At 60.9% G+C, this 15,774-nt stretch carries 14 protein-coding genes; 3 read left to right on the top strand and 11 right to left on the bottom strand.

The window, feature by feature from the left end:
• The first annotated feature begins 33 nt into the window (after positions 1–33).
• The gene (gene rpoS, locus A7D21_RS15235; protein WP_053254759.1) at positions 34–1,041 is read left to right on the top strand and encodes an RNA polymerase sigma factor RpoS; all 1,008 of its coding nucleotides are present in this window, start codon (positions 34–36) and stop codon (positions 1,039–1,041) included.
• Between the two features lie 234 nt (positions 1,042–1,275).
• Here rpoS and A7D21_RS15240 read toward each other — a convergent pair whose 3' ends face one another.
• Positions 1,276–1,485: a cold-shock protein gene (locus A7D21_RS15240; RefSeq protein ID WP_002554837.1), complete on the bottom strand. Its 210-nt coding sequence runs from the start codon at positions 1,483–1,485 to the stop codon at positions 1,276–1,278.
• A 389-nt stretch (positions 1,486–1,874) separates the two neighbouring features.
• Between A7D21_RS15240 and dcd the strand changes: the two genes are divergently transcribed.
• Together dcd and A7D21_RS15250 are read left to right on the top strand one after the other, a co-directional pair.
• Positions 1,875–2,441: a dCTP deaminase gene (gene dcd, locus A7D21_RS15245; protein WP_017137166.1), complete on the top strand. Its 567-nt coding sequence runs from the start codon at positions 1,875–1,877 to the stop codon at positions 2,439–2,441.
• 107 nt (positions 2,442–2,548) lie between these two features.
• Positions 2,549–2,749, top strand: a complete 201-nt coding sequence (locus tag A7D21_RS15250) for a hypothetical protein (protein WP_027604457.1) — start codon at positions 2,549–2,551, stop codon at positions 2,747–2,749.
• Positions 2,750–2,778: 29 nt separating this feature from the next.
• Here A7D21_RS15250 and pdeM read toward each other — a convergent pair whose 3' ends face one another.
• From pdeM to A7D21_RS15300, 10 genes are all read right to left on the bottom strand, one after another.
• The gene (gene pdeM, locus A7D21_RS15255; protein ID WP_053255348.1) at positions 2,779–3,414 is read right to left on the bottom strand and encodes a ligase-associated DNA damage response endonuclease PdeM; all 636 of its coding nucleotides are present in this window, start codon (positions 3,412–3,414) and stop codon (positions 2,779–2,781) included.
• A gap of 14 nt (positions 3,415–3,428) precedes the next feature.
• On the bottom strand, positions 3,429–5,909 hold the full coding sequence (locus A7D21_RS15260) for a ligase-associated DNA damage response DEXH box helicase (RefSeq protein ID WP_053255349.1): 2,481 nt from the start codon (positions 5,907–5,909) through the stop codon (positions 3,429–3,431).
• 57 nt (positions 5,910–5,966) lie between these two features.
• Positions 5,967–6,731: an ABC transporter ATP-binding protein gene (locus tag A7D21_RS15265; protein WP_053254760.1), complete on the bottom strand. Its 765-nt coding sequence runs from the start codon at positions 6,729–6,731 to the stop codon at positions 5,967–5,969.
• A 13-nt stretch (positions 6,732–6,744) separates the two neighbouring features.
• Positions 6,745–7,863 carry a succinylglutamate desuccinylase/aspartoacylase family protein gene (locus A7D21_RS15270; RefSeq protein ID WP_069552041.1) on the bottom strand — a complete coding sequence of 373 codons (1,119 nt, stop codon included), beginning with the start codon at positions 7,861–7,863 and terminating at the stop codon, positions 6,745–6,747.
• 9 nt (positions 7,864–7,872) lie between these two features.
• Positions 7,873–8,583 (bottom strand): ABC transporter permease, encoded by a 711-nt coding sequence (locus tag A7D21_RS15275; RefSeq protein WP_053254762.1) that lies wholly within the window; start codon positions 8,581–8,583, stop codon positions 7,873–7,875.
• Positions 8,580–9,308: an ABC transporter permease gene (locus A7D21_RS15280; RefSeq protein ID WP_053254763.1), complete on the bottom strand. Its 729-nt coding sequence runs from the start codon at positions 9,306–9,308 to the stop codon at positions 8,580–8,582. Before A7D21_RS15280 ends, A7D21_RS15275 begins: the two co-directional genes overlap by 4 nt.
• Before the next feature lie 59 nt (positions 9,309–9,367).
• Positions 9,368–10,147, bottom strand: a complete 780-nt coding sequence (locus A7D21_RS15285; protein WP_053254764.1) for a transporter substrate-binding domain-containing protein — start codon at positions 10,145–10,147, stop codon at positions 9,368–9,370.
• A 273-nt stretch (positions 10,148–10,420) separates the two neighbouring features.
• On the bottom strand, positions 10,421–12,055 hold the full coding sequence (locus tag A7D21_RS15290) for an ATP-dependent DNA ligase (protein ID WP_069552042.1): 1,635 nt from the start codon (positions 12,053–12,055) through the stop codon (positions 10,421–10,423).
• Positions 12,052–13,056, bottom strand: a complete 1,005-nt coding sequence (locus tag A7D21_RS15295) for a ligase-associated DNA damage response exonuclease (RefSeq protein ID WP_053254766.1) — start codon at positions 13,054–13,056, stop codon at positions 12,052–12,054. Before A7D21_RS15295 ends, A7D21_RS15290 begins: the two co-directional genes overlap by 4 nt.
• Positions 13,057–13,257: 201 nt before the next feature.
• Positions 13,258–15,699, bottom strand: a complete 2,442-nt coding sequence (locus tag A7D21_RS15300; RefSeq protein ID WP_069552043.1) for a penicillin acylase family protein — start codon at positions 15,697–15,699, stop codon at positions 13,258–13,260.
• Positions 15,700–15,774: the final 75 nt, after the last annotated feature.

Here is a 15,774-nt window from a genome sequence, read left to right on the forward strand (position 1 = left end):
GCTTGAGGTCGAACTCACCAAAGGACTATAACAATGGCTCTCAGTAAAGAAGCGCCGGAGTTTGACATCGACGATGAGGATCTCGCTATTGAGATACTCACCGATAAGGAATCGATGTCGAATGATGAAGGGTCTGCTACACCTTCAGTTCGCACCAAATCCAAGAACTCCACCGCGTTAAAGCAACACAAGTACATTGACTACACGCGGGCGCTCGACGCAACGCAGCTGTACCTCAATGAGATCGGCTTTTCCCCTCTGCTGACGCCCGAAGAAGAAGTCCATTTTGCGCGCTTGTCGCAAAAGGGCGATCCGGCCGGGCGTAAGCGCATGATTGAAAGTAACCTGCGGCTGGTGGTTAAAATCGCCCGGCGTTATGTCAATCGTGGTCTGTCCCTGTTGGACCTGATCGAAGAGGGCAACCTGGGCTTGATCCGGGCGGTGGAGAAGTTCGACCCTGAGCGGGGCTTCCGCTTTTCAACCTATGCCACCTGGTGGATCCGCCAGACCATCGAACGGGCGATCATGAATCAGACCCGCACGATCCGGTTGCCGATCCATGTGGTCAAAGAGCTCAACGTCTACCTGCGGGCAGCGCGAGAGCTCACACAAAAACTCGATCATGAACCTTCGCCTGAAGAGATCGCCAACCTGCTGGAAAAACCGGTAGGGGAGGTCAAGCGCATGCTTGGCCTGAATGAGCGCGTGTCTTCGGTCGATGTCTCGCTGGGTCCGGATTCGGATAAAACCCTGCTGGACACCCTGACGGATGATCGCCCGACGGATCCTTGCGAGCTGTTGCAGGACGATGATCTTTCCCAAAGCATTGACCAGTGGCTGTCTGAGCTCACGGATAAGCAGCGTGAAGTGGTGATTCGCCGCTTCGGCCTGCGTGGCCATGAGAGCAGCACCCTGGAGGATGTAGGCCTGGAAATTGGCCTGACCCGTGAGCGGGTGCGGCAGATCCAGGTAGAGGGCCTCAAGCGCTTGCGTGAGATCCTCGAGAAGAATGGCTTGTCGAGTGAGTCGTTGTTCCAGTAAAGACGCTATACGAAATGTGGGAGTAGGCGTGTGTGGACGCTGGCTTGCCTGCGCTAGCATCACCTCGGTTCATCAGTTACACCGAGTCGATGCTGGGGCAGGCAAGCCAGCTTCCACATACAGCTCACTCCCACATTTTTTTGTGCCCGGAATTCTATTGGCGTAGAGCCAAATCCCAGGCATAAAAAAACCCCGCTTTTAAGGGCGGGGTTTTTTCGACTAAGTCAGTACAAGTTAGATAACTTGAACTTCTTCAGCTTGCATGCCTTTCTGACCGCGGGTAGCGATGAAAGAAACCTGTTGGCCTTCTTTCAGGCTTTTGAAGCCGTCGGATTGGATAGCTTTGAAGTGAACGAACAGGTCGTCACCGGATTGTGGAGTGATGAAGCCGAAGCCTTTTTCATCGTTGAACCACTTAACGGTACCAGTTTGGCGATTAGACATGGTGTATCTCCTTGGACAAAGTTAACTGCGACTCAGGAAAAGCCCTGGCCGAGACTGAGTGCAAAGAGCAGGAAAAATTCTTGGAGATGGTTGGATCGAAATTCAACATATCGTGTAGAGATTCTCAGTGACACAAGCAGCACAGTGGCGCCACCTTAACCCTTTTTCCGGAACGTGCCAATGGTATTTCCGAAGGTTTCTCTATTTTCGTGACTGGCGGTGGTATTTACAGTCGTCCAGCGCCGTAGCGCGGGGCCCGGCCCGACTGGCTGCGCCTTATAGCAGGCAGCGCATTCATCAAGAAAAACCCCACGCCCTTTGAACCCCACGGCCGGCCCCGGTAAGATGCCCAACAGAATTTTTCCACCTCGCTATTCAGGACATCCGCCATGAGCATCAAATCGGACAAGTGGATTCGCCGCATGGCGCAAGAGCACGGCATGATCGAGCCCTTCGTTGAGCGCCAGATCCGTGGCGAAGGCGCGGCTCCCGTGATTTCCTACGGTGTATCCAGCTACGGCTACGACGTGCGTTGCGCCGATGAATTCAAGGTGTTCACCAACATCAACTCGGCCATCGTCGATCCGAAAAACTTCGACGAAAAGAGCTTCGTCGACGTCAAGAGCGACGTGTGCATCATTCCGCCAAACTCCTTTGCCCTGGCGCGCACCGTGGAATTCTTCCGTATTCCCCGTGACGTGCTGACCATCTGCCTGGGTAAAAGCACCTACGCGCGCTGCGGCATCATCGTTAACGTGACGCCGCTGGAGCCCGAGTGGGAAGGCCATGTGACCCTGGAGTTCTCCAATACCACCACGTTGCCAGCCAAGATCTACGCCAACGAAGGCGTGGCGCAAATGCTGTTCCTGCAGTCCGACGAAGCCTGTGAAGTGTCCTATAAAGACCGCGCCGGCAAGTATCAGGGCCAGCGTGGCGTCACTCTCCCACGCGCTTGATCGAAAGGTCTTACACGTAAAGGGAATTAGTCAGCGGGAATTGACTCTATTGGGTGTACTGCCTCGGTGCGTGCAAAACGCACCGAGCCACGCTTGAGGAGTACTTTATGAAGATTGACCCGCGTATCAGCGCTGAACTCGCCCGGCTTGAACCCAACCAGATTGGTGTTTTGGCCTGGTCCCTGATGGCCGACCCAGCGTATGCGGGCGGCATCCCTGGTCAACCTGACGAAGATTGGCCCCAGCAGCCCACCGAGCCCGGTGAACCAACACTTCCGGATGAGCCGCCACCCGCGCCTGTCGCCTGATTCGTCAGGGCAGGGACATGGCCGGCACGTCAGCGCACCGGCCAGACGTCCTCATCGCCGATCACAAAGATCTGCTGATCCACGCTGTGTTCCACTGCAAAACCACCGGTAAACGCGCCAAACGCCGGCAGTAAGCTGATGCGTGAGCCGATCTGAAAGCACGGCAGCCGTAAGCTCTGGCGACCTTTGCCACGCAACCGATACACCGGATGCACATGCCCTGCGAGTACGTGGTGGCTGGCGTGGGCGTCGGGCTCATGCTGTAGCGCAAACGGCCCCATCAGCAGCGGCTCGGGCACCACCTCAATCCTCAAGTCAGCCGGCGGGTCACCTGCGCGTTTATCGTGATTGCCACGAATCAAGGTCAGGCTCAGCTCGCGATTGCGCTCCCGCCAGGCCCTCAAGGCGCTCAGGGTGCCGCTGGCGTGAGAGCCGGGGCCATGCAGGAAGTCCCCGAGAAAGATCACCTGCGCGCACGGCAAGGCCGACAGCAGCCGGTCCAGGCGTTGCAGGTTTTCCGAAGTGGTGCCCTGTGGTACTGGCTGCCCCAGGCTGCGATAGGCCGAGGCTTTGCCAAAATGTGCATCGGCAATCAGCAGGCACTGGCGAGCAGGCCAGTACATCGCCTTTTCAGCCAACAACCACACGTCCTCACCCTCAAGCATCACTGAATACACGCTTAGCGCTCCCCGTTGTCTGCGACTTTTTCCAGGTCCCGGACCATCCGCGCAATGCGCTCGGACAGCTTTTCCGAGCTCATGCTTTCGCGCATCCGCTCCACCAGCAGTGGGAAGGCCAGCGGTGTAGGCCGTTCGATCGCATGCAGGTCCAGTTTCAGCGCCACCAGATGGCGCAGGGTGTCTTCCAGGCGACGAATATCCAACTCGTCCCGCAGGACTTCTTCCCCGGCCTGGGTCAGCAGCAGGTTCTGCGGGTCGTATTGCTTGAACACTTCATAGAACAAGCCGCTGGACGCCTGCACCTGACGGGTGCTTTTCGGCGCGCCGGGGTAGCCGGCAAACACCAGCCCGGCGATGCGTGCGATTTCGCGAAAGCGGCGCAGGGCCAGTTCACCTGCGTTCAGGCTGGCCGCTACATCCGGCAATAAATTCGCCGGACTCAGCAGCGCCTCGTTCAATAAAAGCGGCCAGTCCACCGGCGTGGCGCTCAACAGTTCCAAGCCGTAATCATTCACGGCAATCGAAAAGGTCACCGGTTGCAGTTGGCTGACCCGCCACGCCAACAGACTCGCCAGCCCCAGATGCACCTGGCGCCCCGCAAACGGGTAGAGAAACAGGTGCCAGCCCTCCCGCGATTTCAGGGCTTCGGCGAGTAAATGCTCGCGCGTTGGCAGGCCCGACCAGCGCAACTGAGTGTGCAGCAACGGTTGCACCGCCCGCATCTCAGGGCCGTCATATCGCCCGTGCGCGGCGGCATCAAAACGCTCAACCACCGCTTGGGCCAACTCATTGGAGAGCGGCATGCGCCCGCCATTCCAGCGCGGCACGGCGGCTTTTTTCGCGGTGCTGCGTCGCACATAGGCGGTCATGTTTTCCACCCGCACCAGCTCCAGTAAACGCCCGGCAAACAGAAAACCATCCCCGGGTTTGAGTCGGGCGATAAAGCCTTCCTCGACACTGCCCAGGTTCTTGCCGCCACCGCCCTTGCTCCAGAATTTCAGCTGAATACTGGCGTCGCTGACGATCGTGCCCACGCTCATGCGGTGACGGCGCGCCAGGCGGGCATCCGGCACACGCCAGATACCCTGTTCGTCGGGCTCCACACGGCGATAGTCCGGGTAGGCAGTCAGTGACAGGCCGCCATGGCGCACAAACCCCAGCGCCCAGGCCCAATCGGCGTCTGTGAGGTCGCGATAGGCCCAGGCACCGCGCACCTCCGCCAGCAGCGCCTGGGGGATAAACCCACCGCCCAGGGCCATGCTGACCAGGTGCTGTACGAGCACATCCAATGGTTTGTAAGGCGATTCTCGGGCTTCGATGTGCCGCAGGGCGATGGCATCCTGCGCCGCTGCCGCTTCCACCAATTCGAGGCTGTGGGTTGGCACCAGCGTCACCCGTGACGGCCGCCCCGGCGCATGGCCGGAGCGCCCCGCGCGTTGCATCAAGCGCGCGACGCCTTTGGCCGAGCCGATCTGCAGCACCCGCTCCACCGGCAGGAAATCCACGCCCAGGTCCAGGCTGGAGGTACACACCACCGCTTTCAACTGGCCATCCTTCAAGGCCCGCTCCACCCAGTCACGCGTCTCCCGCGACAACGAGCCGTGGTGCAAAGCAATCACGCCGGCCCAATCCGGGCGTGCCTCCAGCAACGCCTGGTACCAGATCTCCGACTGCGCCCGGGTATTGGTAAAGACCAGGCAGCTGCTGCTGGTATCCACTTCGGCCACGACCTGCGGCAACATTTTCAAACCGATATGCCCGGCCCAGGGAAAACGCTCGGCAACGGGCGGCAAAAGGGTGTCGACCTTCAGCTCTTTAGCCGTTTGCCCCTGCACATTGATCCCGCCGCCCTGTGGGACCAGGACCTCCAAGGCGTGGGCCTGATTACCCAGCGTTGCCGAAATGCCCCACACCACGAGCTCCGGATGCCAGCGCCGCAAACGCGCCAACGCCAGTTGCAGTTGTACCCCGCGTTTATTGCCGATCAGTTCATGCCACTCATCCACGATCACCATGCGCAGATGCGCCAGGCTCGTTTCACTGTCGGCACGCGCCAGCATCAACGTCAGGCTTTCCGGTGTGGTGACCAGCGCGGTAGGTTGCCGACGCGTCTGGCGTGCGCGTTCGCTGCTGCTGGTGTCGCCGGTGCGCAGGCCGACGCTCCAGGGAATCTGCAAGGCCGCAAGCGGCGCTTCCAGAGCGCGGGCGGTGTCGGCGGCTAATGCGCGCATGGGCGTGATCCACAACACGCTGAGCGGCTCAGCAGGCGCTTTGCGTTTGCCGGTGGCGGGCGGGCGAGTGATGGCGAAACGATTGAGGGCGGCAAACCACAGCGCGTAGGTTTTACCCGCGCCGGTGCTGGCATGCAGCAACCCCGACTGGCCCTCCTTGACCGCTGCCCATACGGCCTTTTGAAAGGCGAACGGCTTCCAGCCCTTGGCGGCAAACCAGTGTTTTGCGAAGTCGAGGGGTTTTGCCATGGGGCGGCTGACGCTCTGGAGGTTGTCTTTCAAAGACCCTCCAGGCGCCGCAAAGGTTTACTTCAAATTACCGCTCAGAAATTGCTGCAGGCGCTCGCTCTTCGGGTTGCCCAGCACCTCTTCGGGCGTGCCTTGCTCTTCCACCAGGCCTTTGTGCAGGAACAGCACCTGGCTCGACACCTTGCGGGCAAAGCTCATTTCGTGGGTGACCATAATCATGGTGCGGCCTTCCTCGGCCAGCCCCTGGATCACTTTCAGCACTTCGCCCACGAGTTCCGGGTCGAGGGCCGAGGTGGGTTCGTCGAACAGCATCACCTCAGGCTCCATGGCCAGGGCACGGGCGATGGCCACGCGTTGCTGCTGGCCACCGGACAGGAACGCCGGGTATTGATCGGCCACGCGCGCCGGCAAACCCACTTTGTCCAGGTAGCGACGGGCGCGGTCTTCGGCGTCCTTCTTGCTGCAACCCAGCACCCGGCGCGGGGCCATGGTGATGTTTTCCAGCACGCTCATGTGGCTCCACAAGTTGAAATGCTGGAACACCATTGCCAGGCGCGTGCGCAGGCGTTGCAGCTCGGCGTCGTCGGCCACGCGCATGCCGTGGCGGTCGCTGACCATGCGGATCTGCTGGCCGTCGAGGGTCATCGCGCCGTCATTGGGGGTTTCCAGAAAGTTGATGCAGCGCAAAAAGGTGCTCTTGCCCGAGCCACTGGCGCCGATCAGGCTGATCACGTCACCGGTCTTGGCCTTGAGCGAGACACCTTTGAGCACTTCATTGTCGCCATAGCTTTTATGCAGGCCTTCAACGGTCAATTTGTACATGGGGCGTGCATCCTCAAGGCGAAAGTAGGTAGCCACTGCGGTAGGCTTCAGTGCCGGCGACATGGCTGATCACCATGCCGGCAGTGGCCATGCGCCGCAGCGAACGGGCGTAAAGCAGGCCGGCATTTTTGCAGTGCACGGGCGTTACGCGGTCAGTAATAGGGTCGATGATTTCAGCGATCAGTTGCCCCGCCTCCAGGTATTCGCCCGGCAGGGCGCTGAACACCAGCAAGCCGCCGACGGGCGTGGTGACCGGCTCGACACCCGCCAGTGGGGTGGCCGGGTAGGGCAAGTCGGGCAATGGCGCCGCGTCGCCGGTAATGGCGCCGAAGTGAATCAGATAGTCGATAATCGCCTGGCAATCGAGGCCGGCCAGGCCGTGGTTGACGTCGCCTTGGCCGCGCAGTTCGACGGTCACCGAAAAGCTGCCCATGGGAATCGGGAAGCGCTCGCCGAAGCGTTGCTGCAACTGCCACCACACCAGGGTGAAACACTCATCAAAGGACTGCCCGCCGGAATCGGTGGCGAGCAAGTTGGCTTCCGAGCCGATATAGCGCGCCAATGGCTCCACCTGCGGCCAGGCCTCGGGCGTGGTGTACAGGTGCGCCACGGCTTCAAAGTCGCAATGCAGGTCCAGCACCATGTCAGCGTCGCAGGCCAGGCGTTGCAGCACCAGGCGTTGGGATTGCAACTGGGTCTGCGCGGTGTGCGCCGCAAGGGCCAGGCTCAGGGCGTCGCGAATGAGTTCGACGTTATGCTTGGGGTCCTCTCCCAGCAGGTCTTCGACCTGATTACCAACCTCGTCGCTGAGGTCGACAAACAGGCGATTGAAGTTCTGCCCGCTTTCCAGTTCGTAGCGGCCCAGTGGGATGTCCATCAACACCTGATCCAGGCCCACCGGGTTGGCGATCGGCACCAACACGACTTCACTCAGCAGCCGTCCGGCAGCGGCCAGCTCGGCAAGACGCGCCTTCAAGTGCCAGGCCACCAGCATGCCCGGCAGTTCATCGGCATGCAGCGATGACTGGATGTAGACCTTGCCTTCAGCCTGTTCCGGGCCGAAGTGGAAACTGTGAATCTGCCGCGCCGTACCTGGCACCGGCGCGATCAGTTCGTGTACCTGATGACGCATGAATGCTCCTTAGTGGCTCGGCCCGAGGAAGGCCAGCCAGCGGCGCTCCGCCAGACGAAACAGACCGACCAGGGCAAAGGTCACGGTCAGGTAGATCAGTGCGGCGATACCGAATGATTGAAAGGTCATGTAGGTGGCCGAGTTGGCGTCCCGGGCAACCTTGAGAATGTCCGGCACCGTTGCGGTAAAGGCCACGGTGGTCGAGTGCAGCATCAGGATCACTTCATTGCTGTAGTACGGCAATGAGCGGCGCAGGGCCGACGGCATGATCACATACGCATACAGCTTCCAACCGCTCAGGCCATAGGCCTTGGCCGCCTCGACCTCACCGTGGGCCATGCTGCGGATCGACCCGGCGAAAATCTCGGTGGTGTAGGCGCAGGTATTGAGGGCAAACGCCAGGATGGTGCAGTTCATCGCGTCGCGAAAGAACGCATCCAGCACCGGCTGCGCGCGTACGGCGGCAATGCTGTAGATCCCGGTGTAGCAGATCAGCAGTTGGATATAGAGCGGCGTGCCACGAAACAGGTAGGTGTAGAACTGCACCGGCCAGCGAATATAGCGTTTGCGCGACACGCGGGCGATGGACAGCGGGATCGACACCAGAAAACCAAACACCAGCGAGGCGCTGAGCAGCCACATGGTCATCGCCAGCCCGGTAATGTGCTGGCCGTCGCTATAAAGGAAGGGGCGCCAGTATTGCTGCAGAAGTTCGATCATCGCACGGCCTCCCTGGACCCAGCGGAGTAGCGACGTTCAAGCCGACGCAGGACGAAGTTAGAGGCGCTGGTGATGAGCAAGTAGATAAATGCCGCGATTACCAGGAAGTAGAACAGTTGATAGGTACTCTTGCCCGCATCCTGGGCAGCCTTGACCAGGTCAGCGAGACCGATGATCGACACCAGCGCGGTGGCCTTGAGCATCACCATCCAGTTGTTACCGATGCCCGGCAGGGCAAAGCGCATCATCTGTGGGAAAGTTACAAAGCGAAACCGCTGCCCGCGAGTCAGCCCATAGGCGGTCGCGGCTTCGAGCTGACCACGGGGCACCGCGAGGATGGCGCCGCGAAAGGTCTCGGTGAAGTAGGCACCGTAGATGAAGCCCAGGGTGATAACCCCGGCGCTGAATGGGTCGATCTCGATGTAGTCCCATTCCATGAAGTCGGTAAAACCGGTCAGCCAGATTTGCAGGCTGTAGAAAATCAGCAACATCAGCACCAGGTCGGGCACGCCGCGAATCAAGGTGGTGTAGAGCTGGGCGGGGATGCGGATCAGGCTGACGCTGGACAGTTTTGCGCTGGCGCCGATCAGGCCCAGTAGAACGCTGACGGCCAGGGAGGCGACCGACAGTTTCACGGTCATCCACGTACCTTGCAGCAACAGCGGGCCGAACCCCTTCAAACTGAAGGCACTCAGCCCCAGGGTTTGCAAAAGATCTTCAAACATGAATTCAGGACCTATGGCGATAAAAAAGCGCCCACCTGAAAAAGGTGGGCGCCAGGGTGTTATTTACCGCTGTACAGGTTCAGATCGCCGAAGTGTTTCTTCTGGATGGTGGCGTAGGTGCCATCATCGTGTAACGCTTTGATACCTTTATCGAGCAGGGCCTTGAGGTCTTTGTTACCTTTTTTGATACCGACCGCCGTTTTGGATGGCAACAGTGGGTCATCGATGGCCTTGCTGACTTCGTAGCCAGCGCCCGCTGGCGACTTCAAAAAGCCCAGTTCGGCTTGCAGCATGTCCTGCACCGAAGCGTCGAGACGACCGGAAGTCAGGTCGGCGTACACTTGGTCCTGGTTGGCATAAGCCTTGGTGGTGACACCGGCTTTATCCAATACGGCCTTGGCGTAGGCTTCCTGGATGGTGCCTTGCTCGTAACCCACGGATTTGCCCTTGAGCGACTCAGGCGTGGAGTAGTTCGCGCCTTTCTTGAACACCAGCGAAGTCGGGCCGGAGAACAGCTCGCTGGAGAAGTCGATCGCCTTTTCACGGGCTTCGGTCACGGTCATCGAGGAAATCACGCCGTCGAACTTGTTGGCGTTGAGGCCTGGAATCATGCCGTCAAAGTCACTTTCGACCCACTTGCACTTGACCTTCAGCTCGGCGCAGATCGCATTGCCCAGGTCGATATCGAAGCCTACCAGGCTGCCGTCGGCGGCCTTGGATTCGAACGGCGCGTAGGAAGGATCGACACCAAAACGCAATTCCTTGTATTCCTTGGCTGTAGCAACACCAGCAGCCATGCACAGAGCCAGTGCAGAAAGGGTCAGCAATGCTTTTTTCATTATGTAATCCCTGGAAACCAAGATAAGCGCTTGTGGCGCGTTTATGACTGTTACTGAACGGTGTCAGACGGATCACAGGTAGCAATTTCTGCACCATAGTTCCGAATGTCGTTCCGAATGATTGTTTTAAAAGGAAGGACGAGGGAGTTCTGAGTGTAGGAGATGCCCGAAAATGGGCATGAATTTTTCAGCGCACCATTTAGAGGCGCATGCGGATAAAAACCGGCGAGCTGGCCTGCTCCCACAATCATTGAGGGGATTGCAGAAGAAGCGTCAGGCCAGTAAGTCCTGCAGCGTTCCCAGATTGTCGGCCTCGTCCACCGCCTTATCCTGGCGCCAGCGCAGCATCCTCGGAAACCGCACCGCAATCCCGCTCTTGTGCCGCTTGGACAGGGCGATCCCCTCGAACCCCAGTTCAAACACCATGCTCGGCGTCACACTGCTGACCGGGCCGAATTTTTCCAGCGTGGTTTTACGCACGATGGCATCGACCTTGCGCATTTCTTCGTCAGTCAGGCCCGAATACGCCTTGGCGAACGGCACCAGCGTGCGTTCAGTTCCCGGCGGGCCGTCCCACACCGCGAAGGTGTAGTCGCTATACAGGCTGGCACGGCGGCCATGGCCGCGCTGGGCGTAAATCAACACGGCGTCGACGCTGAACGGGTCGACTTTCCATTTCCACCACACGCCCATGTCCTTGGTACGGCCTACGCCGTAGAGACCCTCACGCGCCTTGAGCATCATGCCCTCCACGCCGAGGCGGCGAGAGTCCTCACGTTGTTGGGCGAGGTCCGCCCAGCTGTCACCGGTCAGCAGCGGTGATGGCAACAGTATCGGTTGGTTGCACTGCGCAATCACCTGCTCAAGCTGGGCGCGGCGCTCGGCCTGGGTGTGGTTGCGCCAGTCTTCGCCCTGGTATTCCAGCAGGTCGTAGGCCAAAACGGCGACCGGCGCGTCCTCAAGGACTTTTTTGCTTAAGGTTTTGCGGCCGATGCGCTGTTGCAGGCGTGCGAAAGGCTGCACTGCGTCCTTCCACACCACGATTTCGCCGTCGATTACCGTGCCATCCGGCAGCCCACTCACCAGGCTGTGCAGTTCAGGAAATCGTTCGGTGACCAGCTCTTCCCCCCGAGACCAGACCCATAGGCGACCTTCACGCTTGACCAGTTGCGCGCGGATGCCGTCCCATTTCCATTCCACCTGCCAGTCGGCGGGGGAGCCGAGCAGGGCGTCGAATTGCTCCACTGGTTGGGCCAACCCGTGGGCGAGGAAAAATGGATAAGGTTGGCCGCCGCGTTGCGCATGTTCGTCGGACGATTCGGCGGCGATTAGCTTGAGGTAGCCTTCGGCTGTCGGACGGTTGGACAGGTCGGTGTAGCCCACCAAGCGCTGGGCCACGCGTTTGCTGTCGAGGTCGGCCATGGCGGCAAGGGCGCGGGTGACCAGCAATTTAGACACACCCACGCGAAAACTGCCGGTGATCAATTTGATGCACACCATCAGGCTCGGTTGATCCAGTTGCGCCCATAACGCCGGCAGGCGTTCGGCCAGTTCCAGCGGCGGCAGACCGCGCAGGGGCAGGAGCTTTTCTTCCAGCCATACCGCCAGACCGTCTTCCGAGGTGTAGGTCGATTCCGGTAACAGCAGGGAAATGGTCTCCGCCAAGTCGCCGACGGACTGGTAACTTTCCTCGAATAACCAGGGTTCAATGCCCGACGCTTCGGTGGCCATGTCCCGCAGCAAGCGTGTGGGCACCAGTTGACGCGGCCGCCCGCCGGACAGGAAGTACACGGCCCACGCGGCATCCTGTGGCGGTGCTTGGCGAAAGTAGGTTTGCAGCGCGGCAAGCTTGGCGTTGCTGGACGTGGTGGCGTCGAGGTTGGCGTACAACTCGGCGAATGCTTTCATGCCGTGGCCTCTTCTTCATCATCACCGTATTCGGTGGTGAAGCCCTGGGCGTCCAGGCCTTTTTCGCGCAGGTGGCGCACCAATACGCCTACGGAGCCGTGGGTGACCATCACCCGCTCGGCGCCGGTTTGCTCGATGGCCCACAACAGGCCGGGCCAATCGGCGTGGTCCGACAGCACAAAGCCGCGGTCCACACCGCGCCGTCGCCGAGTGCCGCGCAGGCGCATCCAGCCGCTGGCGAACGCGTCGCTGTAGTCGCCGAAGCGGCGTATCCAGCTGCTGCCTCCGGCGGAGGGTGGCGCAATGATCAAGGCTTGGCGCAGCAGCGGGTCGGTTTTGTTAACGTCGCCAGCATAAAGGGTTTCGGGGATATAGACCCCGGCCTCGCGGTACACGCGGTTCAAGGGTTCGACCGCACCGTGGCTGAGGATCGGGCCGATACTGGCATCGATGCCGTGCAGGATGCGCTGGGCTTTGCCGAAGGAATAACAGAACAGCACGCTGGCCTTGCCGGCGGCGATATTGGCCTGCCACCAATCATTGATCCCGGCGAAGATCTGCGCCTGGGGCTGCCAGCGATAGATCGGCAGGCCAAACGTGGATTCGGTGATAAAGGTGTGGCAACGCACCGGCTCGAAAGGCGCGCACGTGCCATCGGGTTCGACCTTGTAGTCACCGGATGCGACCCAGACTTCGCCCTGGTATTCCAGTCGCACCTGGGCTGAGCCGAGCACATGCCCGGCGGGGTGAAAGCTCAACGTGACGCCGTGGTGCAGGAGTTTTTCACCGTAGGCGAGGGTCTGCAGGTTGATGTCCTGACCCAACCGCGAGCGCAGGATGCCTTCGCCGGGCGCGGCCGCCAGATAGTGCTGGTTGCCCGTGCGGGCGTGGTCGCCGTGGGCGTGGGTGATGACCGAGCGCTCGACGGGGCGCCAAGGGTCGATGTAAAAATCACCGGCGGGGCAGTAGAGGCCTTCGGGCCGGGCGATGACAAGGTCCATGGGCGTGCCGCGGGCAATGGGCTTATCAGGTATGAGGGGACGGTGGGGCGAGAAGTTCTATCGGAATGCGTAAGGTCAATGTGGGAGCGGGCTCGCTCGCGAAAGCGCGGGTTCAGCCCATTCTTGAGTGACTGATCGAGCGCATTCGCGAGCAAGCCCGCTCCCACCGGTTTGATTCGGTTTCTTCAGTCAAAAACCGGGTTACTTGCCGGGCGTCAGGGTCAACCGGGTCTTCCCATATACCTTGTCAAAATTCTGCGGCTGCATCGGGAAGCTCAGGTATTGCGCCTTGAGCGCCGGGTCGATGCCGTTCGCATAGTTCGGGCTGGCCGGGTTGCCGGACTGGCCGATGCCGCCCTGGCCCATCATCGGTTCGGCCTGGCCAAAGTCGACGATCATGCGCAGCGCCGGCACTTGGGTCGTCGCGAAGTCCTGGCCCCAGCGATACGGCGCCGGGTTCAAGGTGTTGTGGTCGCCGCCACTGGCGAATGGGCCACGAATCACTTGGCCGCTGGTGTTTTTCCAGGTGGTGCTGTGCAACTTGCCCCACTGCCAGGCCTTGCGATCACTGCCCAGTTGGCTGTCGCCGGCGCTGATTGCGGCGGCGAGGCTGCGGGCCAGGATCGCCGGCTTGTCTTCTTTTTGCGCGGTGCGCACGTCATCCCAGAACGGGCTGTCTTCGCGGCCCAGCAGGTGGTCGGCGTTGGCGGAGTAGGACACGTTGGCGTTGCTGATAAAGGCTTTCCAGCTGGCGCTGTTTTCCGGGCCGAGTTCGTCGAGGAAGATCTGTTTGGTGCTTTCCTGCAGGAACAGCTCGTAGATCGCTGCGTCCGCGGAAGTCGGCGCCAGGCGGCCATCAAAAGCCATCAGGCGAGTCAGCGCCTCGCGCGCCTTGGCCGCTTCGGCTGCCGGCAATGCCTCGATTGCCTGTTTCAGCGGCTGGGCCATGCCCGGCGCCTGGAACATGCTCTTGAGTTTGGCGGCGAACGTGGTGGTCTGGTCGTACTGCATGGCGATCATGCTGCGCGCGTCATGCTTGCCGGCGTTGGCCAGTTGCGCCAGACGCTCGCTGCGTTCCGGTGCATCCCAGGAGTTGGACAGCTGCATGCCATAGCCGCGTGGCGCGGTGCGTTGGTTGGCGGTGCCGATCCAGCCTTGGGCCGGGTCTTGATCGTAGGGGTGCAGCATCGCGTCGGCGTAACCGTCCCAGTCAAAACGCGCGTCCCAGCCCGGCGAGGGCAGCAGGCCTTCGCCTTCGCGGCGGTTGGGGAAGCGGCCGGTGACTTGCCAGCCAATGCTGCTGGCGTCGGCGAAAATCATGTTCAGGGCGATGGCACGGATTTCCCGGGTCGCATCCGAGGCCTTGCCGGCGCTTTGTGCGCGGGACAGGTCGAAGAACGCATCCAGGCTCTTGTCATCCTTGAAATCGGCGGTTTGCAGGGCCAGGCCGAAACCGCTGGTCAGGGCCTGGCTGCTGTTGAGCAGGGCGCCGTGGCGGGTTTCGTACACCACTTCGCGAATCGGCCGTTGGCCCTTGGCGAGGTAGGTTTCATTGCGCACGGCGGCCGGCAGCCATTTGCCGTTGTTCTCGTAGTACAACGCGCTGCCCTGGCGCTTGACCTTCTCCAGGAACAGGTCCTGGGTATCGCCTTTGACGGCGCTCATGCTCCACGCCACTTTGCCGTTGAAGCCCGACAGCAGGGTCGGCAGGCCGGCAATCGAGGCGCCGACCGCCTGGTATTTCGGCGCGCGAATCTGCACGTAGTTCCACGGCGACGGTGCTTGTGGCTGGGCCGCGAGGTCGTTGGCCAGCAAACTTTTGCCGCTGCGGCTGCGTTGCGGGCCGATGGCCCAGTTGCTTGACGTGGTAACGGCCAGCGCATTCACGCTGCTCAACTGCTGACCAACGCTTTCCAGCCCGGCCAGGCCGGTGATCTGGCTGAGGTTGACGCCTTTGAGCTTGTCGGTTTCGGCCAGCGGGATCGGCTCGTCCGGCGCGCTTGGGGTGAGCCAGGCGAGTTTGTCGACGCCGACCTTTTGCGCGAGCACCAACGACGACAGCTCTTCCTGCAGGTTGCTCGACTCGCTGAAGTTCAGCAGGCAGAACAGCAGTGCCGAATCTTCCGGTTTCCAGTACTCCGGCTTGTAGCCCGTCTGGGCCAAGTCCGGCGGCAGCTTGTCGCGGTAGCGGAACAGGTAGGCGTTGACGCCACGGGCATACACTTCAAAGAAGCGCTTGAGGCGCGGTGAGGAGGCGTTATACAGCTCGCCGGCGCTTTTTTTCAGGTTAACGGCCCGCATGAAACGGTCGACGTCCAGCATGTCCGCGCCGGACATTTCCGCCAGCCGGCCCTGAGCCAGCAGGCGCAAGGTGACCATCTGCGTGATGCGATCGCTGGCGTGCACATAACCAAGGCTGAACAGCGCGTCATGGAAGGTGTTGCTTTCGATCAGCGGCATGCCCTGGGCGTTGCGGCGCACCGAAACATTCTGTGCCAGGCCTTTGATCGGCTGCACACCGGCGACGGGAGGCAGGGTGTCCTGGGTGCTCTGGATCTGGCAACCGGCCAGGCTTAATGCACTGGCTACTGCCGCGGCAACGCCGAACCGGGGAAGAAAATGTGAGAGGGCTGGCGAGGCCATGGCAAAGCTCCTGCGGGGGGTAGCGTCATTAAAGGCGCTACGTTAGTGAGCGTGGCGAAACGACGCAAGCAGGAG

The sequence above is a fragment of the Pseudomonas sp. AP19 genome (assembly GCF_001728855.1).
Taxonomy (GTDB): domain Bacteria; phylum Pseudomonadota; class Gammaproteobacteria; order Pseudomonadales; family Pseudomonadaceae; genus Aquipseudomonas; species Aquipseudomonas fluorescens.